This window comes from Cellulomonas sp. P4_A2 (assembly GCF_056402515.1).
Map to the genome: position 1 here is coordinate 524,547 of NZ_JBFUHG010000001.1, position 26,795 is coordinate 551,341.

Annotated in this window: 26 protein-coding genes; 10 read left to right on the forward strand and 16 right to left on the reverse strand. The window is 72.5% G+C overall.

All coding sequences use genetic code 11. From position 1 onward, the window contains the following. Positions 1-70 precede the first annotated feature (70 nt). A complete protein-coding gene (locus AC1DUE_RS02715) occupies positions 71-967 on the forward strand; it encodes a siderophore-interacting protein (RefSeq protein WP_477037874.1) in 897 nt (298 codons plus the stop codon). 134 nt (positions 968-1,101) lie between these two features. Here AC1DUE_RS02715 and AC1DUE_RS02720 read toward each other — a convergent pair whose 3' ends face one another. After that, the gene (locus tag AC1DUE_RS02720; RefSeq protein ID WP_477037832.1) at positions 1,102-1,503 is read right to left on the reverse strand and encodes a (R)-mandelonitrile lyase; all 402 of its coding nucleotides are present in this window, start codon (positions 1,501-1,503) and stop codon (positions 1,102-1,104) included. Continuing rightward, positions 1,503-2,387, reverse strand: a complete 885-nt coding sequence (locus tag AC1DUE_RS02725; RefSeq protein ID WP_477037833.1) for a helix-turn-helix transcriptional regulator — start codon at positions 2,385-2,387, stop codon at positions 1,503-1,505. The genes AC1DUE_RS02720 and AC1DUE_RS02725 overlap by 1 nt, the downstream gene beginning before the upstream one ends. Before the next feature lie 101 nt (positions 2,388-2,488). Between AC1DUE_RS02725 and AC1DUE_RS02730 the strand changes: the two genes are divergently transcribed. Beyond that, entirely contained in the window at positions 2,489-3,250 is a 762-nt protein-coding gene (locus tag AC1DUE_RS02730; RefSeq protein WP_477037834.1) for a carboxymuconolactone decarboxylase family protein, read from the forward strand. Positions 3,251-3,410: 160 nt separating this feature from the next. On the opposite strand, the gene AC1DUE_RS02735 is transcribed toward AC1DUE_RS02730, so the two are convergent. From AC1DUE_RS02735 to AC1DUE_RS02775, 9 genes are all read right to left on the reverse strand, one after another. Beyond that, a complete protein-coding gene (locus tag AC1DUE_RS02735) occupies positions 3,411-4,244 on the reverse strand; it encodes an alpha/beta hydrolase (protein WP_477037835.1) in 834 nt (277 codons plus the stop codon). Between the two features lie 56 nt (positions 4,245-4,300). Continuing rightward, positions 4,301-5,113, reverse strand: coding sequence for an alpha/beta fold hydrolase (locus AC1DUE_RS02740; RefSeq protein ID WP_477037836.1), 813 nt, complete (start codon positions 5,111-5,113; stop codon positions 4,301-4,303). Positions 5,114-5,137: 24 nt separating this feature from the next. Further along, entirely contained in the window at positions 5,138-5,914 is a 777-nt protein-coding gene (locus tag AC1DUE_RS02745; protein ID WP_477037837.1) for an SDR family NAD(P)-dependent oxidoreductase, read from the reverse strand. Between the two features lie 52 nt (positions 5,915-5,966). Then, on the reverse strand, positions 5,967-8,711 hold the full coding sequence (locus tag AC1DUE_RS02750; RefSeq protein WP_477037838.1) for an ATP-binding protein: 2,745 nt from the start codon (positions 8,709-8,711) through the stop codon (positions 5,967-5,969). 210 nt (positions 8,712-8,921) lie between these two features. Next, positions 8,922-9,515 (reverse strand): M15 family metallopeptidase, encoded by a 594-nt coding sequence (locus AC1DUE_RS02755; protein ID WP_477037839.1) that lies wholly within the window; start codon positions 9,513-9,515, stop codon positions 8,922-8,924. Between the two features lie 80 nt (positions 9,516-9,595). Then, positions 9,596-10,423, reverse strand: coding sequence for an SDR family NAD(P)-dependent oxidoreductase (locus AC1DUE_RS02760; RefSeq protein WP_477037840.1), 828 nt, complete (start codon positions 10,421-10,423; stop codon positions 9,596-9,598). Positions 10,424-10,445: 22 nt separating this feature from the next. Continuing rightward, positions 10,446-11,054, reverse strand: a complete 609-nt coding sequence (locus AC1DUE_RS02765; protein WP_477037841.1) for a hypothetical protein — start codon at positions 11,052-11,054, stop codon at positions 10,446-10,448. A 113-nt stretch (positions 11,055-11,167) separates the two neighbouring features. Next, the gene (locus AC1DUE_RS02770; protein WP_477037842.1) at positions 11,168-12,097 is read right to left on the reverse strand and encodes an RNA polymerase sigma-70 factor; all 930 of its coding nucleotides are present in this window, start codon (positions 12,095-12,097) and stop codon (positions 11,168-11,170) included. Beyond that, positions 12,097-13,008, reverse strand: a complete 912-nt coding sequence (locus AC1DUE_RS02775) for an NAD-dependent epimerase/dehydratase family protein (RefSeq protein WP_477037843.1) — start codon at positions 13,006-13,008, stop codon at positions 12,097-12,099. The genes AC1DUE_RS02770 and AC1DUE_RS02775 overlap by 1 nt, the downstream gene beginning before the upstream one ends. Before the next feature lie 145 nt (positions 13,009-13,153). Here AC1DUE_RS02775 and AC1DUE_RS02780 point away from each other — a divergent pair, with 145 nt between their 5' ends. Genes AC1DUE_RS02780 through AC1DUE_RS02790 form a run of 3 tightly spaced genes read left to right on the forward strand, consistent with a single transcriptional unit; the run spans position 13,154 to position 14,794 of the window. Beyond that, complete coding sequence (locus AC1DUE_RS02780; RefSeq protein ID WP_477037844.1) at positions 13,154-13,471, forward strand: YtxH domain-containing protein; 318 nt, start codon at positions 13,154-13,156, stop codon at positions 13,469-13,471. Then, positions 13,431-13,925 carry a DUF427 domain-containing protein gene (locus AC1DUE_RS02785; RefSeq protein ID WP_477037845.1) on the forward strand — a complete coding sequence of 165 codons (495 nt, stop codon included), beginning with the start codon at positions 13,431-13,433 and terminating at the stop codon, positions 13,923-13,925. Before AC1DUE_RS02780 ends, AC1DUE_RS02785 begins: the two co-directional genes overlap by 41 nt. Before the next feature lie 41 nt (positions 13,926-13,966). Further along, positions 13,967-14,794: an ArsR/SmtB family transcription factor gene (locus AC1DUE_RS02790; protein ID WP_477037846.1), complete on the forward strand. Its 828-nt coding sequence runs from the start codon at positions 13,967-13,969 to the stop codon at positions 14,792-14,794. Here the strand turns inward: AC1DUE_RS02790 and AC1DUE_RS02795 are convergent. Continuing rightward, positions 14,754-15,287, reverse strand: coding sequence for a gluconokinase (locus tag AC1DUE_RS02795; RefSeq protein ID WP_477037875.1), 534 nt, complete (start codon positions 15,285-15,287; stop codon positions 14,754-14,756). The genes AC1DUE_RS02790 and AC1DUE_RS02795 overlap by 41 nt on opposite strands. A gap of 109 nt (positions 15,288-15,396) precedes the next feature. Between AC1DUE_RS02795 and AC1DUE_RS02800 the strand changes: the two genes are divergently transcribed. Beyond that, complete coding sequence (locus AC1DUE_RS02800; RefSeq protein WP_477037847.1) at positions 15,397-16,674, forward strand: MFS transporter; 1,278 nt, start codon at positions 15,397-15,399, stop codon at positions 16,672-16,674. Between the two features lie 111 nt (positions 16,675-16,785). On the opposite strand, the gene AC1DUE_RS02805 is transcribed toward AC1DUE_RS02800, so the two are convergent. From AC1DUE_RS02805 to AC1DUE_RS02820, 4 genes are all read right to left on the reverse strand, one after another. After that, entirely contained in the window at positions 16,786-17,502 is a 717-nt protein-coding gene (locus tag AC1DUE_RS02805) for an SRPBCC family protein (RefSeq protein WP_477037848.1), read from the reverse strand. A 1-nt stretch (position 17,503) separates the two neighbouring features. After that, complete coding sequence (locus AC1DUE_RS02810; protein WP_477037849.1) at positions 17,504-18,115, reverse strand: ArsR/SmtB family transcription factor; 612 nt, start codon at positions 18,113-18,115, stop codon at positions 17,504-17,506. Positions 18,116-18,174: 59 nt separating this feature from the next. Continuing rightward, positions 18,175-19,932 (reverse strand): pyruvate dehydrogenase, encoded by a 1,758-nt coding sequence (locus AC1DUE_RS02815; RefSeq protein ID WP_477037850.1) that lies wholly within the window; start codon positions 19,930-19,932, stop codon positions 18,175-18,177. Between the two features lie 100 nt (positions 19,933-20,032). Further along, positions 20,033-21,352, reverse strand: a complete 1,320-nt coding sequence (locus AC1DUE_RS02820; RefSeq protein WP_477037851.1) for an MFS transporter — start codon at positions 21,350-21,352, stop codon at positions 20,033-20,035. Positions 21,353-21,411: 59 nt separating this feature from the next. Between AC1DUE_RS02820 and AC1DUE_RS02825 the strand changes: the two genes are divergently transcribed. The 4 genes from AC1DUE_RS02825 (at position 21,412) to AC1DUE_RS02840 (ending at position 26,758) form a co-directional block, all read left to right on the forward strand. Then, positions 21,412-21,708: a GNAT family N-acetyltransferase gene (locus tag AC1DUE_RS02825; RefSeq protein WP_477037852.1), complete on the forward strand. Its 297-nt coding sequence runs from the start codon at positions 21,412-21,414 to the stop codon at positions 21,706-21,708. Positions 21,709-21,967: 259 nt separating this feature from the next. Further along, positions 21,968-23,491: a glycosyltransferase family 2 protein gene (locus AC1DUE_RS02830; RefSeq protein ID WP_477037853.1), complete on the forward strand. Its 1,524-nt coding sequence runs from the start codon at positions 21,968-21,970 to the stop codon at positions 23,489-23,491. Beyond that, a complete protein-coding gene (locus AC1DUE_RS02835) occupies positions 23,484-25,211 on the forward strand; it encodes a glycoside hydrolase family 26 protein (protein ID WP_477037854.1) in 1,728 nt (575 codons plus the stop codon). The genes AC1DUE_RS02830 and AC1DUE_RS02835 overlap by 8 nt, the downstream gene beginning before the upstream one ends. A 212-nt stretch (positions 25,212-25,423) precedes the next feature. Next, positions 25,424-26,758 carry a UDP-glucose dehydrogenase family protein gene (locus AC1DUE_RS02840; RefSeq protein ID WP_477037876.1) on the forward strand — a complete coding sequence of 445 codons (1,335 nt, stop codon included), beginning with the start codon at positions 25,424-25,426 and terminating at the stop codon, positions 26,756-26,758. The last annotated feature ends 37 nt before the right edge of the window (positions 26,759-26,795 follow it).

Consider the following 26,795-nt stretch of genomic DNA (forward strand, 5'->3'; position numbering starts at 1 on the left):
GGTTCGGGTTAGTGCAGGCTAACCTCACCTGGTGACGATCGACGCACCCGCCCTCACGCTTCCGTGGCGCATGTTCGTCGTCCAGGTCTCCGCCGTCGCCGAGCTGTCCCCGAGCCTGCGCCGCATCACGTTCACCGGCCCGGACCTCGACCTGTTCGCCGACAACGGCCTGGACCAGCGGATCAAGTTCTTCCTCCCGCTGCCCGGCGTCCCCTACGACGAGCTCCTGACGATCGGCGATCGCGAGGACTGGTGGGAGGCCCACCGGGCGCTCCCGGAGGAGCGTCGCCACCCGATGCGCACCTACACGGCCCGCGGCGTGCGCCCCTGGCTGCGCGAGCTCGACGTGGACGTGGTGCTGCACGGCCACATCGGCCCCGCGACCCGATGGGCCTCGCAGGCGTCGATCGGCGACGAGATCGTCGTCTACGGCCCGAACGCGCTCGTGCCCGCCCCGCACGGCGGCGTCGACTTCGTCCCGCCCGCCCACCTGGACCGCCTGCTCCTGGCCGGCGACGAGACCGCGCTCCCCGCGATCACCGGCATCCTCGAGCACCTGCCCTCCGACGCCCGCGGCGAGGTGCTGCTGGAGGTCCCGCTGTCCGTGGACGAGCGCCGTCTGGACGCGCCCGCCGGGATGTCGATCCGCTGGTTCGGCCGCGACGGCGCCCCGACCGGAACGCACCTGGTCCCCGCCGTCCAGGCCGCCTGCGCCCGCCTCCTGCCCGGCCAGGCGCCCGCCCCCGACGCCGAGCTGGAGGACGTCCCGGACCACCTGCTCTGGGAGGTCCCCGTCGACGACGCCGGCGTCGCCCTGTCGTCGACCGTCGGCCTGTACGCCTGGCTCGCGGGCGAGTCCGGCGTCATCAAGACCCTCCGCCGTCACCTGGTCCGCGAGTGCGGCGTCGACCGCAAGGCCGTCGCGTTCATGGGCTACTGGAAGGCCGGTCGCCAGGAGGACGCGTGAGCTGGCCCCGGGTACCCGGTCCCCGCGAAGTAGTGAGTTGTCGACGAGGTCGTGAGCAGCAGGTCACTACCTCGTCGTCAACTCACTACTTCGACGCGCGAGGCGGCACGTCGGGCCGGTAGGCGGTGTGCCGGTCAGCGCGCGGAGTACTCCTGGTCGGTGACGTGCGACAGCCAGACCGTGCTCTGCGACGGGTCGTCGGCACCCTCGGACATGGCGAGGTGCTCCATGAAGTCGTCGGGCGTCGCGCCGTGCCAGTGCTCCACGCCGGGCGCGCAGTAGACGGTCTCGCCGGGACGGACGACGAGGACCTCCCCGCCTCGCGACTGGGTGAGCGCGACGCCGGACAGCACGTGCAGGGTCTGACCGCGGGCGTGCCGGTGCCAGGCCGTCCGGGCGCCGGGCGCGAACCGGACCAGCCCGACGACCATCCGCTGGTCGCCCTCCTGCGGGGTCGCGATGAGGTCGACCCACACGTCGCCGGTGAAGCGATCGGGCGGGTTCTTGGCCGTCGGCGGCTTCGGGATCCTGCGCATCAGGAACGCACGCTCTCGTCGGAGAAGGTGGCCGCCCAGGACTCGAGCAGCTTGAGCCCGTCGTCGGACGGTGACCCGGGCTGGGCCGTGTAGACGTTGAGCTGCAGGCCGGGGTCGGCGGGCAGCAGGAGCGCCTCGTAGTCCAGCTCGAGCATGCCGACGGCGGGGTGGTGGAACACCTTGGTGCCGCTGCGGTGGTAGCGGACGTCGTGCGACGCCCAGAGCCGCCGGAATTCCTCGCTCCGCGTGGAGAGCTCGCCGACGAGCGCGGTCAGCTGGGTGTCGTAGGGGTTGCGGCCGGCCTCAGCACGCAGGATCGCGACGGCATCGTGGGCCATCCGGTCGGCCTTCTCCCCCCAGAACGCGCGGGCGCCCGCCGGGTCGAGGAACTGGAACCGAGCGGTGTTGACCTGCCCAGGTCCCAGGGAGTCGTAGAGCGGCGAGTAGAGCGCGCGGCCGAGCCGGTTGGCGCCCAGGACGTCGAGCCGCCCGTTCCGCACGAACGCCGGGGCGTGCTCGAGCGCGTCGACGATGCGCTGCACCGCGGGACGCAGCACGCCGGGCTTGGCGCGGCGCGCGCGTGTGCGGGCGACCCCCGACGCGTTGGCCGCGCGGGCGAGGTCGAACAGGTGGCCGCGCTCGGCCTCGTCGAGCTGCAGGGCCTCGGCGAGGGTCTCAAGAACCTCCTCGGACACCCCGCCCAGGTTCCCGCGCTCGAGCCGGATGTAGTAGTCGACGCTCACGCCGGCGAGCATCGCCACCTCCTCGCGGCGCAGCCCCGGCACGCGCCGGTTCCCGCCGTACGCGGGCAGGCCGGCCCGCTCGGGGGTGATCCGACCTCGACGCGTGGTGAGGAACTCACTCGTCTCGGTTCTCAGGTCCATGCCTCGACGGTAGGTCCCCCGGCGGGCCGGTGGGAGGTACTGGCACTACCGGGAAGGGCGGTGACTCCCGCGGGTGCGCGGCCGGCGGTTGAGTGGGACGCATGACACCCAACCCGCGGGCGCAGGCGAACCACGACGCCCTGTTCCCGGACCACGAGTCCACGCTGGCCCGCACGGACCCCGAGCTGATCGAGTACTTCGACAGCTTCGCGTTCGACGAGGTCCTCGCGCACGGCAACCTCGACCCGCGCACGCGCCTCATGACCCAGGTCGCGGCGCTGATCGCGGTCGGCGCCGTCACCGAGTTCCGCGTGATGGCCGGCGCGGCGCTGACCGTCGGCGTGACACCGGTCGAGCTCAAGGAGGTCGTCTACCAGGCGGTCCCGTACGTCGGGATCGGGCGCGCGCTCGACTTCCTGCACGCGACGAACGACCTGCTCACCGACCGGGGCGTCGAGCTGCCGCTGCCCGGGCAGTCCACGACGACACCGCAGACGCGCGCGGCGGACGGTCGCGCGGTGCAGGAGCGGATCGTCGGCGCGGAGAACGTCGCCGCGATGTACGCGAACGCTCCCGACGACGAGCGGCACCTGCAGCGGTGGCTGTCCGCGAACTGCTTCGGCGACCACTACACCCGCACGGGCATCGACGTGCCGACGCGCGAGCTGCTGACCCTGGCGATGCTCGTCGGCCTCGGCGGCGCCGACCCGCAGGTGCGCGGGCACGTCGCGGCGAACGTGCGGGTCGGGAACGGTCGGCAGATGCTGATCGACGTGGTCACGCAGCTCCTGCCGTTCGTCGGCTACCCGCGCACCCTCAACGCCCTCGCCGCGATCGACGCGGTCGCGCCCCACCACGACTGAAGGAGCAGCACCGACCGGTCGGCCGCACAGGCGTCGACGTGAGCCCGCTGTGCCTCGGCGCCATGACGTTCGGGCCGTACCGCGCGTGGACAGGACGAGCGACGACTGGCCCGCACGGCCGGCCTCGGTCCCCTCAGGCCGAGGCCGGCCGCCGACCGGGTCAGCTCGCGGAGGCCGCCGCCGGTGCCGGGACGCCGAAGCCCTTCGCGGCCAGCCAGTCGAGGACGACCTCGGCGACGTCGGACCAGCCGGCGTCGATGGTCAGCGAGTGACCCTTGCCCTCGAACTCGTGGTACTCGGTCGACGAGGCGGTGTTGTCGGAGTAGAGGCTGAACACCTCGCGCGTGACCTTGGCGGGGACGGTGTGGTCGACCGAGCCGGAGGTGAGCAGGAGCGGCCCGCGGACGGCGGTGTGCGTGTCCACCTGCGCGGGAGAGTGCTTCGAGAAGTTGGCGGCGGCGTCCTCGAAGAGCGGGCGGCCCGGCCCAGGGATCGTGAACGCCTCCCAGAGCGCGTCGGACTCCTCCTGGCTCAGCGCGTTGCCGAAGCTGTACCTGAACTCCTTGGCGGTCAGGGCGACCGTGCGCTTCTTGTTCGCGGGGTTGCCGAGCACGGGCAGACCGGACTTGAGCTGGGAGAACGGCAGGGCCTTGACGCCCTTGATCGGTGCCGGGTCGATGGCGACGGCCGCGACGGCGAGGTCGTGGGCGAGCAGCTCCTGGGCGATGAGGCCGCCGAAGGAGTGCCCGATGACGATGGGCTTGATCCCCGACGCCTCGAAGATGCCGGCGTAGTGCTCGCAGATCGCCGTGATGCCGACGTCGTTCTGGGCCTCGGGGTGGGCGCGGGTGTCGGCGACCGTGGACGCCTCGCCCGGCCAGCCCGGGGCCGTCGCCGAGAAGCCGCGGGTGGCGAGCAGGTCGATCCAGGGTGCCCAGGCGGACGCGTGGATCCAGAGGCCGTGGATGAGGACGACGGGCGGGGTCTCGCTCATGGAACTGCTCCTTCGATGGGGTGGGCGACGTGCGAGGGGCGACGAGACGAGCGGCCCTATCGGCCGGCGGCGGCGAGGATCACCTGGACGACCGCGTCGGGACGGCTGAGCATCGGGACGTGCGAGGTGTTCAGCTCGACGGTGCGTGAGCCGGCGCGGGCGGCCATGGCGCGCTCGGCCTCCGGCGGGATGGCGTGGTCCTTCGTCGCGACGACGTACCAGGACGGGATGGTGCGCCAGGCGGGCACGCCGGACGGGGTGCCGAGCGCGGAGGCCAGCAGCGGGCGCTGCCCGGCCGCGAGCACGGCGGCGTCGGCGGCCGACAGGTCCGCCGCGAAGACGTCGCGGAAGTACGCCGGATCGACGTAGGCGTCGACGTCGCCCGGCGAGGCACCCGCCGTCGGACGGACCACGATGTGCTGGCCGAGCAGGGCCGTGCCACCGCCGAGTGCGTTGGCCGCGCCGATGCTCTCGCCCTCGTCGAGCGCATAGGCCGCGACGTAGACGAGGGCCTGGACGCTGGCGTTGCCCGTCGCGGCGTTGGTGATCACGGCACCGCCGTAGGAGTGGCCGACGAGCACGATCGGGCCCGGGATCGTCGCCAGGAACGAGCGCAGGTAGTCGGCGTCGGGAGCGATGCCGCGCAGCGGGTTGGCCGGGGCGTAGACGGTGTAGCCCTTGCGCTGCAGCCGCTCGGTCACCTTCGCCCAGCTCGACGCGTCCGCGAACGCGCCGTGCACCAGCACGATCGTGGGCTTGGGGGTGTCCGGGCGGTGCGCGCTGGCGCTCCCCATGGTGAACGCCGCCGCCAGGCAGAGCAGGAGGGCGGTGGCGAGCGAGCGGACGAGGACGCGGGTGCGTGCGGGCATGTCGGGCTCCTTGGTGGGTGGAGGTCAGAGGGTGGTGACGAGCCCGCCGTCGATGCGGATGTCGATGCCGGTCGCGTTCCAGGCGCGGGACCCGGCGAGCATGACGACGAGGTCGGCGACCTCGTCGGGACGCGTGAACCGGCCGGTCGCGGAGTCGGCGGCCGCACCCGCGGCGACCTCCGCGGCGCTGTGCCCGGTGCGGGCCGCGATGGTCTCGGCGACGCCGCCCCCGCCGAGCCACAGGTCGGTGGCGACCGGGCCGGGGCTGATCGTGTTGACGCGGACCCCCTGAGGACCGACCTCGCGCGACAGGGACTTGCTGAAGTTCGACAGCGCGGCCTTGGCGGAGCTGTAGTCGATGACGGCAGGGTCGGCGAGGACCGCGTTGACCGAGCTGATCGTCACGATCGACGACGGAGCACTGGTCAGCAGGTGCGGCAGGGCGGCCCGCGTCGCCCGGACGGCCGGCATGACGTTCGTCGCGAAGGCCCACAGCCAGTCCTCGTCGGTGACCGCGGCGAAGCCGTCCAGACGAGGGCGGACGCCGCCGATGTTGTTGACCAGCACGTCGACGCGGCCGTGAGCCGCGACGGCGGCGTCGATCAGCGCCACCGGACCCTCGGCGGTGGACAGGTCGCCGGTGACGACGAGCACGGGCAGCGCCTCCAGCGCGGCGTTCGACGACCGCACCCCGGCGACCACCAGGGCGCCCTCCGCGACGCACGCCTGGACGATCGCGAGACCGATCCCGCGGCTCGCACCGGTGACGACGACGACCTTGCCGGTCAGCTCCTGGTCCATGCCTCCACCGGACCACCCCGCCCGATTCGTCCGCACCCGGGAAAGACCCCAGTCAGCTCCCCAGGAGGCCCCGGAGCTCGCGGCGTGAGGTCGCGCCCGTCTTGCGCAGGATCTTCGTCATGTGGAACTCGACCGTCGACGCCGTGACGAACAGGCTCGACGCGATCTCGGAGTTGGTCAGACCCCTCGCCGCGAGGGCGGCGATGCGTGCCTCCTGCGGCGTGAGCGTCGCGTCGCCCCGCGACCGGACCGACGCGGAGGCGCGCTCGCCCGTAGCCAGCAAGGCCGAGCGGGCGCGCTCGGCGAACGCGTCGGCGCCCATCGTCGAGAAGAGGTCGTGGGCCCGACGCAGCTGCACCCGGGCGTCGACGCGGCGACCCGACCGGCGAAGCCACTCCCCGTACAGGAGGTGCGCGCGCGCGACGTCGGTCGCGACGTTCGTCGACAGCAGCAGCTCAAGGGCCTCCTTGAACTGAGGCTCGGCGTCCTCGGCGAGCAGCGCGCGCGACCGGGCGAGCAGGCCGAGGGCCCACGGCGTCGACGCCGCGAGCGCACGTTCGGTCAGCCGGTCGAGGGCACGGTGCGCAGCCGTGTCGTCGCCCGAGCGCACCGCCGCCTCGACGAGGTCCGGCAGCGACGTGGTCGAGATGCCCGGGGTGTCGTCGTCGTAGATCTCCAGGAGCAGGTCGCGGGCGGCGGCGTACTCCTGCCGGCCCAGCGCGAGGATGCCCAGGCAGTGGGCGGCGAAGGACGTCCACAGGCCGAGGACCTGCTGGCCGCGCATCTGGTCGGCCAGCTCCCGCGCCTCGTCCGTGCGGCCCTGCCAGGCATAGAGCAGGATCCACGGGACCTCGCTGCGCACGCCGTACGCGGCGGTGACGTCCTGGCTCTCGGCGTACAGGACGGTCGCGTCGGCGAACCGGCCCTCGCGGACCAGGCCGGCGCCGCGCGCGGAGAGCGTGACCGACAGGGCGATGAGCGCGCCCTCCTGGCGAAGCGGCAGCTCCAGGCGTCCGAACAGCTCGCTGCGGGCCTCCTCGTCCCAGAGGTCGTCGCACGCCATCATCGCCAGCAGGACCGCGCTGACCGTGTTGCGCCCGAGGTTGCCGGCGTCCGCGGTCAGGGCGTCGAGGGCCTCGCGCATCGGGCGGACCGCGGCGCCGTACCCGGAGCCGATCCGCGTCGCGAACGCGTCGAGAAGGTGGTCGAGCGCCTCGGCCTGCGGCCGGCGTGCCGCGGTGGACAACGTCGACGCCGCCACCCCGCGCAGCGTTGTGCCGCTGAGGTAGCGCCCGGCCATGATCGCGGACAGGAGCGCGTCGAAGAGGCACTCGCGGACGAAGTCGGTGTCGCCCGGGGCGGCCTCGGCGACGGCGCGCATGAGGGCCACGGTGGCGTTGGCCGGCTGCGCCCGAGCGACGTCGATGACCGCGGAGATCTGCAGCGCCCGGGCCCGCTGCGGGCCGGTCGACGACGGCGAGATCCGCTGCACGAGCACGCTCGCGGTCTCCAGCTCGCCGGACTGGACGTAGGCGTCGGCGGCCTCCAGGGTGCGCTGGAGCGCTCTCACGGGATCGGTGGTCAGCTCGGCGGCACGACGCAGGAACGAGGCCTGGGCCGCGTACCCGCCGCGGGCCCGGGCACGCTCGGCCGAGAGCTCCAGCTCGGCGGCGACGGCGTCGTCGGGGGCGCCCGCCGCCTGCGCCAGGTGCCACGCGCGGCGGTCGGGCTCCGCCACCGACGTCGCCTCGGCGAGGGCGGCGTGCGCCGCCCGCCGGTCGGCGGGCTCCGCCGAACCGTAGATCGCGGAGCGCACCAGGGGGTGGCTGAACCGCACCTCGTCGCGGACCGCGCAGATGTCCGCGACGGCCGCGGGATCCGCGTCCTTCGTCGTCAGACCGAGCGCGCGTGCGGCCCGCCAGACCGTCTGGGGGTCGTCCGCCGAGGCGCAGGCGGCGACGAGCACGAACTCCTGCGTCCTGGGGGGCAGCGCGGCGACGGCGCGCAGGAAGTACTCCTGGATCCCGCTGGCGAGCGGGAGCGGGTCGGGCAGCTCGGCCGTGCCGGCCCGTTGCTGCGGGCTCAGCGACCGCGCCAGGGCCAGGACCGCCAGCGGGTTGCCGTTGCTGTGCTCGACGATGCTCTCGACGACCGCCGCCTGCATCCGGCCGGGCACGCGCGCGGCGAGCATCGTCGTGGCGGCGCTCGTCGACAGCCCGATGAGCTCGATGCGGTCCAGCCCGTCGAGCGCGGCCAGGGTCGCGGCGTCGTCGCGCGACGCCAGGACCAGGGCGACGTGCTCGCGCTCCAGGCGCCGCGCCACGAACGCCAGCGCGTCGATCGACTCACGGTCGAGCCAGTGCGCATCGTCGACGACGCACAGCACCGGCTGTGCCTGAGCCGCGGCGCCGAGGACCGTCAGCGTCGCGAGCCCGACGAGGAACTTGCTCGGCGCCGGACCGGCAGCCTCGCCGAACGTGACCTCCAGCGCCGACCGCTGCGGCAGTGGCAGGCTCGCGACCTCCTCGGCGAGCGGCCGGAGGATCCGGTGCAGCCCGGCGTAGCTCATCTTCCGCTCCGGCTCGGACCCGGACACACGGATCGTCCGCGTCCCTGGCGCCGCGTCGACCACGTCCTGGAGCAGCCGGCTCTTGCCGATCCCGGCTTCGCCGACGACGACGACCGACCGGCCGACCCCGTCCGAGGCCTCGGCGACGAGCGACCGGAGGGTGGCGGTCTCGACCTCGCGGCCGACCATCAGGCCGGCGTCCGGCCTGGTCACTCGCCCTACGGCCATGGGTCGGCCCTCGCTCGCTCTCTGCATCGCGCGCATGCGGCACCCGACCCGGGCGGGTGTCCCGACACAGCGGTGAACGTACCGCGCCGAGGGGCACCGGAACAGCCCCTGACGTGCGGAGATGGCTCGGTCGGAGCTGATCGCGGACCCAGCTCGACGCGCACCTCGGGCCGGGGCGATCCGGTCGTCGAGCCGGGCCGCCGGCGCTCGTCACCAGCCCGACGACGAGTCCGGGTGCATCGCAGGGCACTCGGTGAGCCCGTCGGGGAGCTTCTCGAAGTGCCAGACCTCGTTGGCGTACACGCGGCACAGGCCGAACTCGAGCCCGTGCTGCCCGAGCCAGAGCGCTCCGTCGGTCGGGCCCACGTCGAGCGCAAGTCCCTGCACATGGGCCGACGACTCCGGCGGCAGCACCCACCGGTGCGCCTCCTGCACCGAGCCGTACTTCTCGATCGCCTCGTCGACGAGCTCGCGCTGCTCCTGCGCCGACCGCTTGCCGGACGTGATCGTCAGCGTGACGCCTTCCGCCGCTGCGGCCTCCTGGGCGGCGGCGAACCGCGCGGCGAGCTCGGCGTCGATCCCGTCGGCGGTCGGCGCAGCGGCCGCGGGGGCGTCTTCTCCCGCCGCCAGCGCGTCTTCTCCCGCCGCCAGCGGCGGCGGTCCGGGCGGTCCGGCAGCCGCGTCGAGGGGGCGCGGCACGAGCGTCGCGACGAAGACCGCACCGGCCGCGAGCGCGACGGCCAGCACGACCGCGAGGTAGCGCCCCCGGTGCGTCAGTCGGTGGGGGACGGCGTAGAGCGTCATGCCCATCAGGCTGCGCGACGCGCACTGCGTCGCACATCAGCCCGGGGACCCGTCGGGCGTCCGACCGTGGGGGTACGCGGTCAGACGACGGGCAGTCCCACGAGGTCGGTGCTGCGCTCCCACAGCGCGTCCACCAGCTCGTCGTCGAAGATCCGCGGATTGGTCTGGCCCGGGGTCGCGGGCGTCGTCTGCGTGTAGAAGCCGCCGGGCTCCCAGGTGGTGCCGGGCGTGCCGTCGACGAAGAACGCGAGGTTGGCGCCGCCCTGCTCGGGCGAGATGAGCATCAGGTGCTTCAACGGCGTGCGGTACACGAACCGGACGATGCTGCGGGAGCCGGCCGCGAAGTTGGTGCGGACGTTGCCCGGGTCGAACGCGACCGAGGTGGTGCCCCGGGCCTGCAGGCCCCGCGTGAACAGGATGTTCGCCAGCTTGGCATCGCCGTAGGCGCGACTCGGGCTGTAGGACCGCTCGTTCTGCAGGTCGTCGACGTCGAGCGAGCCGAAGCGGCGCGCGGCCGAGCTCGACGTGTTGACGACCGTGCCCCCGGAGAGCCGGTCGAGCAGCAGGTGCGTCAGCAGGAACGGCGCGAGGTGGTTGACCTGGAGCGTCTTCTCCAGACCGTCGACGGTGAGCTCGCGGCGCCCGAAGATGCCGCCGGCGTTGTTGGCCAGCACGTCGACGTGGTCGGTGGTCGCGCGGATCTCGTCGGCGAGCCGGCGCACGTCGTCGAGCCGGGCGAAGTCCGCGACGAAGGTCTGCGCCCCCACCTCTGCGGCCACCGCAGCGGTCTTCTCCGGCGAGCGTCCGACGAGCAGAAGGCGGTGTCCCTCGGTGGCCAGCAGGCGGGCGGCTGCCGCACCGATGCCGTCGGAGGCACCGGTGAGCACGACGGTTCGGGAGGCTGTCACCGGGACACCGTAGGCGAGTCGGCTATGGCTGGTCCCAGGCGACCGAAGCGATCATCGCCTCGGCCGTGGGGTAGAACGACGCGTCGGCCGTCGGGTGCAGATACCCGAAGCCATATGTGTAGCCGTCGTGGTCGATGATCCAGTCGGTCAGCGCGAGCCCGGAGACCGACTCGAGCCTGCGGTCGACGCGGACGAGCTCGCCGAGCGGGCTGTGGACGAGCGTTGCATCGGCGCTCGTCACGTCGTCGCGCCGGCCGATCGAGTTCGCGACGAACGCCCGAGCGCCGCCGGTCTCCTCCATGGTGCCGAGGCACACCCCGAGCACGTGCTGCTCCTCGCCGAGCGTCACGGTGCCGGTCGTGGGCATCCGGGCGTTGTCGCTCACGGGAGACCTCATGGAGAACCCGGGGCACTCATGCATCTGGTAGGCGTCCTCGCCGGGCCGCAAGTACTTCGGCGCCACCGGGACCACTTGAGGCAGCGCGACCGTGGCGTCGACGGCCAGCGTGTCGATCGGCCAGTGCGAGGGGTCCGCTCCGGGCGGAGTGCGCTGCCAGAGCACGAGCATCGCGGTCGCCGCGCCCGCGACGAGCGCGGCCGTGAACGTGACGGCTACGGTCCTGTGGCGCATGACGACCTCCCCTGCACGTCGCGAGGAGCGTACGACCGCACGGAGCGCCGTTGCCCGGGCGTCGCCCGTTCGGCTCAGCCGTCGTCGTCACCTGTGCGTCACCGCGACGCGCGTCACGGTCGCGCGGGCGGGCGGCGGAACTCGTTGGCCTCCCGCAGGAGCGCGTACGCGTCCGCGACCGGTCCCACGTGGCCGAGCTTGTCGGGGTTGATGACCGATCGGACCTGCTGGACGCGGCCGTCGAGCACGTCGAGCGCGACGATGTTGAACACCCGCCCGTCGCGGTCGCGCAGGATCGCGCCGGGCTGGCCGTTCACCTCGTGCCGCTCCATCGTGACGCCGATGCTGCCCAGGAGCGTCAGGGTCGAGACGAGCAGGCGCGCCACGTTGTCCGGTCCGTAGATGCGGTTGGGCCACGCCGGAGCCTTGCCGCCCGCGTCGCCGACCATCTGGACGTCGGCGGCCAGCAGCTCGCGCAGGCCGTCCATGTCGCCCTCGAGGAGCGCGTCGAAGAACCGCCCGGCCAGCTCGTCCTGCGCGCGCCGGTCGGCCTCGAACCGCGGTCGGCCCTCCTCCATGTGCGTCCGCGCCCGGCCGGCGAGCTGCCGGCAGGCCGCCTCGGAGCGGCCGACCACGTTCGCGATCGACGGGTAGTCGAACCCGAACACCTCCCGCAGCACGAACACGGCTCGCTCCAGCGGGCTCAGGCGCTCGAGCAGCAGGAGGGCGGCGGTCGAGACGGAGTCCGAGAGCTCGGCGGCCCGCGCGGGGTCCTCGTAGGGGTCGACGAGCAGCGGCTCGGGCAGCCAGTCGCCCACGTACTGCTCTCGTCGGACCCGGGCCGAGCGCAGCACGTCGATCGAGATGCGCGTGACGACGGCCGAGAGGAACGCCTTCGTCGACGCCGGCTCGGTCGGGTACTCCTGGAACCGCAGCCACGTGTCCTGGACCGCGTCCTCCGCCTCGCTGACGCTGCCGAGGATGCGGTAGGCGATCGCGAACAGCAGCGGCCGCAGCTCCTCGAAATCGTCGGCCCGACCCATCAGATGCCCTCCTTGAAGCCCTGCCGCCACGACGGGTACCGCGGCTCCCAGCCCAGCTCGCGGCGTGCCTTCGCGTTCGAGAAGGCCCGGCCCTCGGTCATCATCGTCACCGCCACGTCGCCGGCCAGCATCCGCGCGAGCCAGACCGGCACGCGCACCGGTGGCTTCGCCCCGGCGCACGCCGCGAGGTACGGCAGCCACACGTTCGCCTGGACGGGTTCGTCGTCGACGATGTTGAACGTCCCGCTCACCCCCTGCTCGATGGCGAGCACCGTCGCGCTCGCGGCGTCGTCCGTGTGCAGGAAGGACGTGTACCCCTGAGCCTTCCCGACGAGGGGGAACTGGCGCTTCCTGAGCATCTCGACCTGGTCGTCGGTGCTGCCCGGACCGTAGAGCGAGCCGTAGCGCAGGACCGCACCGCCCGCGGCCGTGACGGCCTTCTCGAGGTACAGGATCGCGTCGAAGTTCGGCTGCGCGCTGGCGACCCCCGGGTCCAGCGGGTCCTCCTCGGTCTTGACCCAGCCACCCTCGCGGATCCCGTTCCAGGACCCGTAGCTCTGGGCCACCACGCGGGCGTCCGCCGCCTGTGCCGCCGCGATCAGGTGGTCCGTGCCCTCGGTACGCAGCCGGTTGGTCACCGCGAACCACCGGTCCATGTGCTTCATGTCCGGCTTGCCGCTGATCGCGGTCATCTGGTGGACGACGACGTCGGGCGCCGCGGCCGCGACCGCCTGGCCCACCGACGCGGCGTCCAGGCCGTCCATGACGACCGCCTCGGCGCCGAGCTCCTTCAGGTCGGCCAGCCGTCCGGCGTCGGTGGTCGTCGCCACCACCTCGTGCCCTCGTGCCACCAGCTGCGGCACCAGCCGCCGCCCGACGACCCCTGTACCGCCTGCCACGAACACCCGCATGGTCGTTCCTTCCGTCGTCCTGCTCGTCGTCACGCTCGTGTCCCCGAGACGAGACAGGCCGCCCGTCTGTGACACGCCCGTCGCGCGGCGTGCACGTTCGGTGCCTACGCTCGGACCCTTGGACCGATGAGCTGGAGGACCGCCCATGAAGAGGATCGTGTTCGTGATCGGCGTCGCCGTCGGGTACCTCGTCGGCACCCCGTCGGGACGTCGGCAGCTGGACAAGGCACGGGTGTGGGCGCAGGACGTCTGGGCCGACCCGCGCGTGCAGGGCTACGTGCAGGAGTACGAGGCGCAGGCCGCCGCGTTCGCCAAGCAGCAGGGCACGGCCCTGTGGGAGAAGGCCGTCGACACCGCGAAGGGTGCGGTGTCGGGATCGACGACGAAGTACGACTCGGACACCATCGTCGAGCCCTTGATGGATGCCGACGACGCGAACCCCGGTACCGCCAACGCCCGCTGAGTCGGTCTGGGACTACCCCAGGCCTCCGCGCGTCGAGCCGTCCGACGAGCACGTCGTCGTGCGGCTCGGCGGCGTGCTCGTCGCGTCGACCCGCCAGAGCGTCCGGGTCCTCGAGACCAGCCACCCTCCCGCGTACTACCTCCCGCGGTCGTCCTTCGAGCCCGGGGTCCTCGAACCCTCGGCGGGCTCGTCGGTGTGCGAGTTCAAAGGCGTCGCGTCCTATGTCTCGGTGCGGGTCGGCGACCGACTGCTCGCGCGGGTCGGGTGGACCTACCCCGAGCCGCTGCCCGGGTACGAGGTGCTCGTCGACCGCATCGCGCTGTACGCCACCGAGCTGACCTGCACCGTCGACGGCGAGCTCGTGGAGCCGCAGCCGGGCGGGTTCTACGGCGGCTGGATCACGTCCCGGGTCGTCGGACCGTTCAAGGGAGCGCCGGGCACCCGCGGCTGGTGATCCCTTGACATGTGACTAAAAGGTCACCTATGGTCGTCGGTATGGACGAGGACCGCGACGACCAGGTGTTCAAGGCACTGGCCGACGCCACCCGCCGCCACCTCCTGGACCAGCTCTTCACGCGTGACGGCCGCACGCTGACGGAGCTCCTGGAGGGCCTCGACATGACCCGGTTCGGGGTCATGAAGCACCTGTCGGTGCTGGAGGAGGCGGGCCTCGTCGTCACCCGAAAGTCGGGGCGGGAGAAGCTGCACTTCCTCAACGCCGTCCCGATCCAGCTGATCCACGAGCGGTGGATCGACAAGTACGACCTCCTGGGGAGCGAGCGCCTGCACGCCCTCACCGACCTCAAGCACGCACTGGAGTCCACCATGAGCACGCCCGCTGACACGGCCCTCTCGACCGTTCTCGTCCACCGCATCTGGATCAAGGCCGACGCCGCCACCGTCTGGACGGCGATCACCTCGCCGGAGTGGAACGCCCGCTACGGCTACGGGTCGCCGTCGCACTACGACCTCGTGCCCGGCGGATCGTTCCAGACGTTCCCGTCCGAGGTCATGGGCCTGCCGCTCGACCAGCCGATCATCGACGGCGAGGTGATCGAGGTCGTCGAGAACGAGCGTCTGGTGCAGACCTGGCGCACGCTCTGGGACGAGGAGGCGCGCGCCGAGGGCTTCCAGCGCCTCACCTACGAGCTCGAGCCGCGCGGCGACAACCTCACGCAGCTGACCCTGACGCACGACGTCACGGGCGCCCCGCGCAGCGCTGCCCTGCTCTCCGGCGACATGCCGCAGTTCGGGGGCGGCTGGCCGCAGATCCTCTCCGACCTCAAGACCCTCCTGGAGACGGGCTCGACCCTCGAGGCCTGACCCCCTCCGCAACGTCCGCACTCGTGGTGCCCAGAGCGCCCACGAGTGCGGACGTCGTCGCTTCCGGGGTCGGGCCGAGCTCGAGGGTCATGCCGTCCTCGTCCGGCTGGAGGGGTTCGAGGGTGGCGAGCTGGCTGGCCAGGAGGCTCGGCGGCATGAAGTGGTGCGTCCGCGCGGCCATCCGGTCGGCCAGGTCCTCGGGCTTCGCGACGAGGTGCAGGAAGCGGACGCGACCGTCGGCGGTCCGCAGGATGTCGCGGTAGGAGCGGCGTAGCGCCGAGCACGCGACGACCGTCGGCCGCCCCGCGGCGTCCATCGCATCCCGGACCGCGCGCAGCCAGGGGCCACGGTCCTCGTCGGTCAGCGGGATACCCGCGTGCATCTTGGCCTTGTTCTCGGGCGGGTGCAGGTCGTCGCCCTCGATGAGCGGACGACCGAGCCGGGCGGCGAGCAGCGCGCCGACCGTCGACTTCCCGGTCCCGGACACGCCCATGACGACGAGATGCTCCACGCCGCCACCCTTCCACGCCGAGCGCTCGCGGGCTGAGACGACGCCCGGCCCCGACCCGAGGGATGCAGCCCAGGGCAACTACACTCCCGCGGTGCCCTCCCTCGCCATGGACCTGACGCCGCTGCGCGTCAGCCCCGCCTTCCGGCGGCTGTGGCTCGGGCTCACCATCTCGAACCTCGGGGCCCAGCTGACCGTCGTGGCGGTCGGGCTCGAGGTGTACCACCTGACCGGATCGACGGGGTCGGTCGGCCTGCTCGGCCTCTGCGCACTTGTACCTCTGGTGATCTTCGGGTTGTACGGAGGCGCGATCGTCGACCACTACGACCGGCGTCGGGTCGCGCTGGTCTCGGCATTCGTCACCTGGTCGGTCACGCTCCTGCTCGCCGTGCAGGCGTGGGCGGGGGTGCAGCAGGTCTGGGTGCTGTTCGTGCTCGTGGCGATCCAGTCCGGGGCGTTCGCGGTCAACGCACCCGCGCGGTCGGCGATCATCCCGCGGCTCCTCGACGCCCGGCTCATGGCCGCCGCCAACGCCCTGCAGACGCTCGGCAACAGCGTCGCGTTCACCATCGGACCGCTGCTGGGCGCCCTGCTCGTCGCCGTGTACAGCTACGCCACCGCGTACGCGGTCGACGCCGTCCTGTTCACCGCGGCGCTCGTCGCGATGTTCCGGTTGCCCGCCCAGCCGCCGCTCGGCGAGCGCAAGGGCCGCGCGGGCCTCAGCTCGGTGATCGACGGTTTCCGCTACCTGGGCACCCAGAAGAACGTGCGCATGACGTTCGCCGTGGACCTCGTCGCGATGCTCACCTCGTCGCCACGCGTCCTGTTCCCCGCGGTCGGGCTGGTGTACCTGGGTGGGGGCGCGACGACTACCGGCGTGATGACCGCGGCGGCGGCGGTCGGCGTGATGCTGGCCGCGCTGCTGTCCGGTCGCCTGACCAGGATCCGCTGGCAGGGCCGGATCATCAGCGTCGCGATCGTCGTGTGGGGACTCGCGGTCGCGGGGTTCGGGGCGGTTCTCGTGCTCAGCGGCGGGACCCACCCGACGCACGTGCTGTGGGTCGCGCTGGCCCTCGCGGTGCTCATGCTGGTGATCGCCGGCGGCAGCGACGCGGTCAGCGCGGTGTTCCGGCAGACGATCCTGCAGACCGCCACCCCGGACGACATGCGCGGTCGGCTGCAGGGCGTGTTCATCGTCGTCGTCGCGGGTGGCCCGCGACTGGGCGACGCGATGCTCGGCGGTGCCGCGACCCACATCGGCGAGGGCTGGGCCGCGGTGATCGGCGGGTGCCTCTGCGTGGTCCTGCTGACGCTGCTGGTCCGCTCGCAGCGCTCCTTCTGGGACTACGACGCCCGGCACCCGGTGCCGTAGCGGGCTGCCGCCACCCGTTTCCACGGCCGACCGACGGCTCCCGTTGCCGGCGMCGGCGCCCGCTGCTGGGGGCGCCGTCGCGAGCGCGGGGTGCCGTCGACCGGGGGTGCGTCAGGCGTAGACCTTCTCCAGCCACTCCGACCAGTCGGCCGTCGTCGTCTCGCTCGGCGCGGCGTCGGGCGCGAAGTCGTGGACCGCGATGCCGACGGGTGCGCCATAGGCGTTGCGGCCGAACAGCCGGACCAGCGCGGTGTCGGTGCGCAGGCCGAGGAAGTTCGGTGCGGCGTAGTCGACGACGACCGCGGTGTCGCCGCCCGGCAGGCTGACGGTCGCGGCCGTGCCCTCCGTGACGTCGTCGGAGAGCCCGAGCGCGGCGCGCAGGACGGAGAACCCGCCGACGGTGTTGGAGGCGGCCGGCGCGTCCGTCGAGGAGTACGTCACCGGGCGGCGCGAGAAGTGCGCGATGTACGAGCGCATCGTCGCCAGGTAGAAGTCCGTGTGCGCGCCGGCGCCGTCGTACTGGTTGTCCCAGTCGTCGACGAAGACGCCGGAGTGCACGTACCGCAGGTGGGTGCGGCCGTCGGACAGCCGGGTCAGCACCTCCTCGACCTGGTTGAACCAGCCGTCGGGTCCGTCGTTGCGGCCGACGAGGTGGTGCGGCGGCTCCCAGGCGGCGACGACGCCGTCGAAGGGCGCCCTGCCGCCGGTCCGCGGCTCGTACTCCATGGGCCAGAGCCAGCCGCCGATGCCGGTGGTGAGGGCGTCCCAGACCTCCTCCGGGGACGCGTCGACGTCGTGCTCGCGGACGATCTCGAACTCGCGGGACATGTCAGTTCTCCTTGGTCTCGATGGTGTTCACGGCGGGCTTGAGGGCGGGGTGCAGGGCGACGACGAGCCGGTGCTCGCGGCCGCCGGGGGCGGTGACGTCGTCGTACTTCTCGACGAGGTCACCGAGCGCGACGGAGAGCTCGTCGGCGAACGAGGCGCGTGATGCGGCCGACGAGAACCGGACCGTGCCGTCCACCGCGTAGGTGGCCAGTCGCTGCCCGGCCTGCTGGGCGCCGGCGAGAAGCGTGCCCACCTCGTGCACCATGCGGGCGCCCAGCGCGAGCATCCACTGCGCCGAGAGCTGGTCGCGCAGGCGGTCGGGGTCCGGTGCGACGGCGGGCAGCGCCACCGGGGAGATGACGTACGACGCGGCGGTGGCCTGGAGCACCCGCTCGGTCATGTTGCCCTTGCGCCGCTCCTCGACGAGCACGAGCAGCCCGTGGTTCTCGAGCGTGCGCAGGTGGTAGTTGATCTGCTGCCGGGACAGCCCGAGCGGCCCGGACAGCGAGGTCGCGGACCCCGGGGTGGCCAGGGCGCCGAGGATGCGTGCGCGGGTCGGGTCCAGCGCCGCCTCGGCGACGGCGGGATCCTCGATGACGGTGACGTCTAACATGGAGAAACCGTCTCACCGAAAACAAACCATGTCAAGAAATGAGTCGTTGTCGGTGCCCCTTACGGGCGCGGGACGTTGCGGAGGTTCGAGCGGGCCATCGCCATCACCTCGCCGAGGCCGCCGCCCAGCACCTCCTTGCTCATCGCGGCCGTGAACCCGGAGACCTGGGCGCGCGTGATCTTGGGCGGCAGCGACAAGGCCCGCGGGTCGGTGACGAGGTCGACGAGCGCGGGACCGTCGTGCGAGAACGCCGTGCGCAGGGCGGCCCGGATCTGCGACGGGTCCTCGACCCGGACCGACGGGATGCCGATCGCGGAGGCGATCGCGGCGTAGTCGACCGGCGGGGTGTCGGTGGCGTAGGAGGGCAGGCCGTCGACGAGCATCTCGAGCCGGACCATGCCGAGCGTCGCGTTGTCGAACACGACGACCTTCACCGGCAGATCCAGCACCTTGAGCGTGATGAGCTCGCCCAGCAGCATCGACAGGCCACCGTCGCCGGCCATGGCGACGACGTGCCGGCCGGGGGAGGCCAGGGCGGCACCGAGGGCGTGCGGCAGGGCGTTGGCCATCGACCCGTGCAGGAACGACCCGATCACCCGTCGACGGCCGTTCGGCGTGATGTACCGGGCCGCCCAGACGTTGCACATGCCCGTGTCGACGGTGAAGACGGCGTCGTCGGGCGCCTCCTCGTCGAGCAGGACCGCGGCGTACTCGGGGTGGATCGGCTCGGTGTGCTCGACGTCCCTGGTGTACGCGCCGACCACGCCGCCCATGGCGCGCTCGTGCTTCTTGAGCATCTGGTCGAGGAACCGGTGGTTCTTCTTGGGCGTCACCGTCCCCAGCAGCGCCCGGACGGTCTCGCCGACGTCGCCGAGCACCACGAGGTCGTTGCGCGTGCGCCGCCCGAGGCGCGTGGGCTCGACGTCGACCTGCGCGGTGCGGACCTTGGAGGGCAGGAACTGGTCGTAGGGGAAGTCGGTGCCCAGCAGGAGGAGGAGGTCGGCGCCCTCCATCGCGGCCTGGCACGCGCCGTACCCCAGCAGCCCCGACATCCCGACGTCGAACGGGTTGTCGACCTGGACGTGCTCCTTGCCCCGCAACGAGTGGCCGACGGGCGCGTTCAGCACCCGCGCCAGCTCGACGACCTCGTCGCGGTACCCGGCGGTGCCCGCCCCGGCGAAGATCGTGACCTTGCCCGCGGCGTCGATCGCGTCGGCCAGCGCCCGCACCGACGACTCGTCCGGGACCACCCGGGGTGCGGGCGGCGGCAGCAGGGTGTCGACGCCGTCGTCGGCGGCCTCGAGGTCCGCGACGTCCCCGGGCAGGGTCAGGACGGCGACACCGGGCGCACCGTACGCGTGGTGGATCGCGGACCGGATCACGCGGGGGGCCTGTGCTGCCGACGAGATCATCTCCGAGAACACCGAGCACTCGAGGAACAGCCGGTCGGGGTGCGTCTCCTGGAAGTACTGCGTCCCGATCTGCGCGCTCGGGATGTGCGACGCGATCGCCAGCACGGGGACGCGCGAGCGGTTGGCGTCGTAGAGCCCGTTGATCAGGTGCAGGTTGCCTGGCCCGCAGGAGCCGGCGCAGACCGCCAGCCTCCCGGTGATCGCGGCCTCGGCCGCCGCCGCGAAGGCGCCCGCCTCCTCGTGCCGCACGTGGATCCAGGCGATGTCCACGCCCTCGTCGCGCGCTCGTCGGACTGCGTCGACGACCGGGTTCAGGCTGTCGCCGACGATCCCGTAGACGTGACGCGCGCCGGCGGCGACGATCTGGGCGACGAGCTGGTCGGCGAGCGTGCGACGTCGAGCCACGGGGACCTCCGAGGTGCGGGAAGCCCCATCGTCATCCGACACCCCCGCGCCCGCACCCGGACCGCTGTCGACGCGCTCGACCGCGCGCCGGTGCCGTCGATCAGGACGCGCGCGGGTCCGGCGTGCGCGGCTTCGACGGGTCGACCGACTCGGCGATCTCGCAGGCGGCGACGGCGGCACCGCCCGTCGACGACGGCGAGCCCGGCTCGACCGAGTCGTGCACGTGCTCGGAGACGTCCCCGCGCAGGGTGCGCAGCGCGGCGAGGGTCGCGATGACGGCCGCCGCCGCCGCGACGACCACGACGAGGAACCCGGCGTGCGACCCGGCGGCGTCGATGCGGGCGCCGGCGACGGAGGACCCGACAGAGACGCCGACGCCGAGGGACGTCCCCACCCAGGTGAGCCCCTCGGTGAGGCGCTCGCGGGGCACCAGCTCCTGCACCAGGCCGTTGCCGTTGATCAGGGTCGGCGCGATGGCGAACCCGACGACGAACATGACGGCCGCGAGCGCGACGAGCGACTGCACGAAGAAGAACGCGCAGACGCCGACGGCCAGCAGGACCATCCCGTTCGCGAACCGCAGGTACAGGGGCCGCTTCCACTGGCGCGTGCCGTAGAGCAGCCCGGAGATCAGCGAGCCGAGCGCGAAGACCGCGAGGATGACGCCCGCCAGACCCTTCGACCCGGACTCGTCGGCGAAGGCGACCGTGGAGACGTCGGTGGCGCCGAAGATCGCGCCCATCGCGACGAAGACGATCGACAGCACCGCCATGCCGGGCCGGGCCAGCACGGAGCCGCGCGGACGCGGGGAGCCGACGGGCGCCGACGCGGGCTCGGTGGACCGCAGCGAGAGGAACCAGTAGCCGCCGGCCATCATCGCGACGAGCGGGACGATCAGCCCCGCGGTCGGGGCGACGCCGGTGGCCAGCACGGTCGCGAGGACGGGGCCGACGACGAACACGAGCTCGTCGAGCGCGGACTCCAGCGAGTACGCGGTGTGGGTGCGGTGGGGGTCGTCGCCGAGCAGGGCGGTCCAGCGCGCCCGGACCAGCGCGCCGAACGACCCGATCGCGGCGCCGGTGATCACGGCGCCGACGAACAGGAACCCGGCGGGCGCCTCGAGCAGTGCCGCCGTGATCAGCCAGACCAGGCCGAAGGCGGCGATCGCGACGGCCGGGCTCATGACCCGGGCCTGACCGTGCCGGTCGACGAGCCGGGACAGCTGCGGCGAGCACAGGGCCTGAGCGACGACGTACACCGCGGAGACCGCACCGGCCAGGCCGTAGGAGCCGTACAGGGACGAGACCATCAGCACGATCCCGATGCCGACCATCGACATGGGCAGGCGTGCGAGGACGCCGGATGCGGAGAAGGCGAGTGCCCCGGGACGCGTCAGTACGTCACGGTAGGGCGAGAGCATGGGGTCAGTGTCGCATCACCCCTATCGCGCGGCCTCCTCGATGCCGCACCATCGAGGGCATGATGGATGTGCAGGTCAGGGACGCGCCGGACGAGCACCGGTTCGAGGCGCTGTCGCCCGAGGGTGTCGTCGTCGGGTTCGCGATGTACGACACGATCGGCCGGACGGTCGTCTTCACGCACACCGAGGTGGATCCGCGGTTCGAGGGGCACGGCATCGCGAGCACCCTGGTCAAGGCGGCCCTCGACATGGTGCGGGAGAGCGGCCGCGACGTCGTCGCGTTCTGCCCGTACGTGAAGGCGTGGCTCGCGCGTCACGCGGATTATCAAGATCTGGTGCGACGCGTCCAGAGCTGACGGCTCGAGTTTCGAAACCCGTTACATCCGTTACATCCGTTTACACAGAGTTTTCCTGCACCGCTTGGCCAGACGGCCGACGGCACGCACAGTGGTGACATCTCGCAGCCGTCGTCGCCGGTTGAACCACTAGCCGCGACGACCATCCGACGGACAGGTAGACCCGGCCGCACCCGCGGACGACGCCCCTGACGTCCTCGCTGCATCGTCGATGAGGTCGGTCAGTCGTCCTGTGCCCGAACGGCCTTTGGGGTGCCCTGTGTTCGTCTTCGTCCTTCAGCTACGCCACATGTTCGCCGGTCAGTCCGAGATCTACCTGTTCGCCGTCTTCTCCACGCTCGTCTGGGCGTTGTGGCTGCTCAAGGTCGTGCTGAGCCGCCGCTACCGCCCCGTCACCGCGCCGTACGACGTCACCACGAGCGTCGTGATCCCAGTGGTCGACGAGCCGCTCGACCTCTTCCGGGAGGTGCTGCAACGGATCGTCGCGCAGCGTCCCGACGAGGTGATCGTCGTCATCAACGGCGCCGTGAACCCGGACCTCGAGCAGGTCTGCGACGAGTTCGCGCCGCTGGTCCGCTGGGTGCACACGCCGATCCCGGGCAAGCGCAACGCGGTGATGATCGGCACCCGGATGTCGGTCGGCGAGATCACCGTGCTCGTCGACTCGGACACGATCTGGACCGACGGGACGCTGCCCGAGCTGGTCAAGCCGTTCGCCGACGCCTCCGTCGGCGGCGTCACCACCCGGCAGCGGATCCTCGAGCCGGAGCGGTCCTGGATCACGCGCTGGGCCGACTGGCTGGAGAACACCCGGGCCCTCTACTCGATGCCCGCGCAGTCGGCGCTGGGCCAGGTCGGATGCCTGCCGGGACGGACCATCGCGTTCCGACGACGCATCCTGATGCAGGTCATGGACGCGTTCATGTCCGAGAAGTTCCTGGGGGTGTTCCTCGAGGTCTCCGACGACCGGACGCTGACCAACCTGACGCTGAAAGCCGGCTACCGCACCGTCTACCAGTACTCGAGCCTCGTCTACACGGACGCCCCGCTGAAGGTGAAGAAGCTGGCCAAGCAGCAGCTGCGCTGGGCGCGCGGCAGCCAGTACAACACCCTGCGCATGCTGCCCTGGATGGCCGGTCACGCCCCCGTGCTGGCGATCTTCTTCGTCACCGACATCTTCCTGCCGTTCCTGCTGCTCGGCACGATCCTCGGCTGGATCTACCGGTCCGCGACGAACACGGGCGCCAACCTCTACGAGGCCGTGCTGACCACGTACACCGGCCTGAGCGGCTGGTTCTGGGTGGTCACGCTGATGATCGTCTCGTCGGTGCTCTCGATGTCCATCCGGCAGATCCGGCACCTGCAGGAGAAGCCCTCGGACTTCCTGCGGCTGCCCGTGTTCATCATCGTCTCGACGTTCTTCCTCATGCCGATCCGCATCCTCGGGTTCCTGCGGATGGCCCACGCCAGCGGCTGGGGCACCCGCTCCGGCGCCTACGAGGGCGGGGCCGAGAACGACGACCTCATGGCCGAGCTCGAGTCCGTCGGCGACGGAGCGCCCGTCGACCTCGTCGACCGGGGAGCCCCCATGACGCCGCCGAGCGGCACCCCGTCCGTCGACGGGACCGCCGGCACCGCCGTCGCGCGTCGCCGCCGTACCGCCACCGCCACCACCGCCACCGTCCCCCCACCGACCCCACGTCGTCGGCTGAACCCGCTCGCGGCCGTCCCCTACGGGATCGCGTTCGCCCTGCTCGCTCTGGAGGCACTGGCCTATGTCTGACGCCCACCGGATCCTTCACCCGTCCCGTCGCGCCCGGCTCGCGGCCTTCGCGGTCGCCCTCGCGCTGCTCGCGGTCTCGGCCGTCGTCTGGCTCTCTCCGTCCACCGCCGAGCCGTCCGCGGCTCCCGCCAAGAGCGCGCAGCAGATCGCGCTCGAGCAGGAGAACGCCGAGCTCAAGGCCGCCCTGGCCGCCCGCACCGACGAGGTCGACAACCTGACGAGCTCGCAGGAGAAGGCTGCCGCCGAACGCGCAGCGGGTGCGGCGGCAGGCAAGCAGAAGGCGCAGATCGAGCGCGAGGAAGCCGTCGCTCGCGGGCAGGCGAAGGCCGCCGCCGAACGCGCCAAGGCCGCCTCCGGCGGTCAGGCCAAAGCGAAGGCCGAGCGGACCGCGGCGGCGGCGATCGGGAAGGCCAAGGCCGCCGAGGCGCGGGCCGCCGCAGCGAAGGCCGCGGCCGCGGCGTCCGCCGCCAGGGCCGCCGCAGCGTCCAGCTCCACGGCGTCGTCGGCACCCCCGCCCGCGCCGTCGACCATCACCGCACCCTCGCTGGCCTCGTTGCTCGCGCCGACCAAGCGCCAGTTCGGGCTCTACACCACGCAGTCGCCGTTCAACTGGGCGGAGTTCGACAACGTCGCCTCGACGGTCGGGGTCAAGCCCACGATCAGCGGCTACTTCCAGGGCTGGGACGGACCGTTCCGCGCGGACGCCGTCGAACGGTCGTGGACCAAGGGCATGATGCCGCTGCTCACCTGGGAGTCCCGCCCCCTCAAGGCAGGCAACGACCAGGCCGTCGACCCGGACTACTCGCTGCCGAAGATCATCAACGGCACCTACGACGACTACCTGCACCAGTACGCGCGGGACGTCGCCGCCCTCGGGCTCCCGCTCGCCATCCGCCTCGACCACGAGATGAACGGCAGCTGGTACCCGTGGGGCGAGCGTCAGTGGGGCGGCAACTCGCTCAACGGCAACGGCAAGGGCGACTACGCGAAGATGTGGCGCCACGTGCACGACATCTTCGAGGCCGAGGGCGCCAACGCCTACGTCATCTGGGTGTGGGCGCCGAACATCGTGAACGCCCTGCCCGACTGGGCCAAGAACTCGTCCTGGTACATGCGCTCGCTGTACCCCGGCGACGACTACGTCGACTGGGTCGGTCTGTCCGGCTACTACCGGCCGCCCTACAGGGCCGACCAGACGCCGACCTTCGACTACACCTACGGCCCGTCGCTCAAGCAGCTGCGCTCGATCACGCACAAACCGATCCTGCTGGCCGAGATCGGCGCGTCCGAGGTGGGTGGTCAGAAGCCCGCCTGGGTGCGTGACCTCTTCGCGGGCCTGGCGCGGCCGGAGAACGCGGACGTCATCGGGTTCGCGTGGTTCAACCAGACCGTCACGACGATCTCCGGCGGCCAACGCGTCACGAACGACTGGCGGATCAACTCCCGACGGGACTCGACGCAGGCGTTCATCGACGGCATCACCAACCCGGCCGCGGGGTTCGTCGACGGACCACCGGTCGCAGCCCTGGCCGCGCCGGCGCCCGAACCGACACCGACCCCCACCCCGACGCCAACCCCCACCCCGGAGCCGACGCCCACACCGTCCCCGACCCCGTCGCAGACCGCGGAGGCCACCCGCGAGACGGCACCGACGGCGACCCCGGAGCCCACTGCGACCGAGACCGCGGCCCCCGAACCGACCCCGAGCCCGACGCCGTGACCGGCCACACGCCGCGTCCCGTCGCCGGCCCGACCCTCAGCCCGTCGTCCAGCCCGGCCACGCGCCCGACCACGCGTCCGACCACCCGACCGACCACCCGACCGACCCACCCAGGAGACACCGCCATGACGCCAGCCACCGGCACGCGTGCCGCCAAGGTCCCCGCCCCCGACTCCGAGCCCGCCCGCCACCCGTTCGACCCGGACGCCCCCATGCCCCGGATCGCGGTCCTCGGCACCGGCTACCTCGGCGCGACCCACGCGGTCGCCATGGCCCAGCTCGGCATGGAGGTGGTCGGCGTCGACACCGACCCCCACAAGGTCGAGATGCTCACGGCCGGCAAGGTCCCGTTCTACGAGCCCGGGCTGCCCGAGCTGCTCACCGAGACCCTCGCCACGGGCCGCCTGCGGTTCACCACCGACGTGGCCGAGGCGGTCGGCTGGGCCGACGTGCACTTCGTCTGCGTCGGCACCCCGCAGTCCAAGACCAGCCACGCCGCCGACCTGCGCTACGTCGAGGCGGCGACCGCGGCGATCGCCAAGCACCTCACGCACGACGGCCTGATCGTCGGCAAGTCGACCGTCCCGGTCGGGACCGGCGCCCGGCTGCGGTCGCTCGTCGCGGCCGAAGCCCCGTCCGGCGTCCGCGCCGAGCTCGTCTGGAACCCCGAGTTCCTCCGCGAGGGCAAGGCGGTCCAGGACACGCTGCACCCGGACCGGATCGTCATGGGCGGAACGTCCGAGCCGGCCGAGGCCCTGCTCCGGCGCGTCTACGCGGGCCCGATCGCGGAGGGCTCGCCCGTGGTCGTCTGCGACCTGCCGACCGCCGAGCTGGTGAAGGTCAGTGCCAACGCCTTCCTCGCCACGAAGATCTCGTTCATCAACGCGATCGCGTCGGTGTGCGAGGCGGCGGGCGCGGACGTCACGGTGCTGGCCGACGCCCTCGGGCACGACACCCGCATCGGCCGGCAGTTCCTCGACGCGGGGCTCGGGTTCGGCGGAGGCTGCCTGCCCAAGGACATCCGTGCGCTGATGTTCCGCGCCAACGAGCTCGGCGCCGGCCGGGCGTCCGCGCTCCTCCAGCAGGTCGACGAGATCAACATGGGCCAGCGTGAGCGCGTCGTCGACCTGGCCGTCCAGGCGTGCGGCGGGTCGGTGCTCAACCACCGCATCGGCGTCCTCGGTGCCGCGTTCAAGCCGCACACCGACGACGTCCGCGACTCGCCGGCCCTGAACGTCGCCGCCGCTCTGCACCTGCGCGGAGCCCAGGTCACCGTCTACGACCCGCAGGCCGGCGACACCGCCCGCTCGTCGTTCCCGACCCTGGCCTATGCGACGAGCGTGGAGGAGGCCGTCGAGGGCACGGACGTCGTCCTCGTCCTGACCGAGTGGGACGAGTTCCTCCGGGCCGACCCGGCCCACCTGGCCGCTCTGACGGCGGTGCCGCGCATGATCGACGCCCGCGGCCGGCTCTCGGCATCGGCCTGGCGCGCGGCCGGCTGGTCGTTCACGGGCCTCGGCCGCGCGGCGGTGCCCGCGGCGGCCTGAGCGCGCCAACGCGGCAGCTCGTCACCCACGCGGCAGC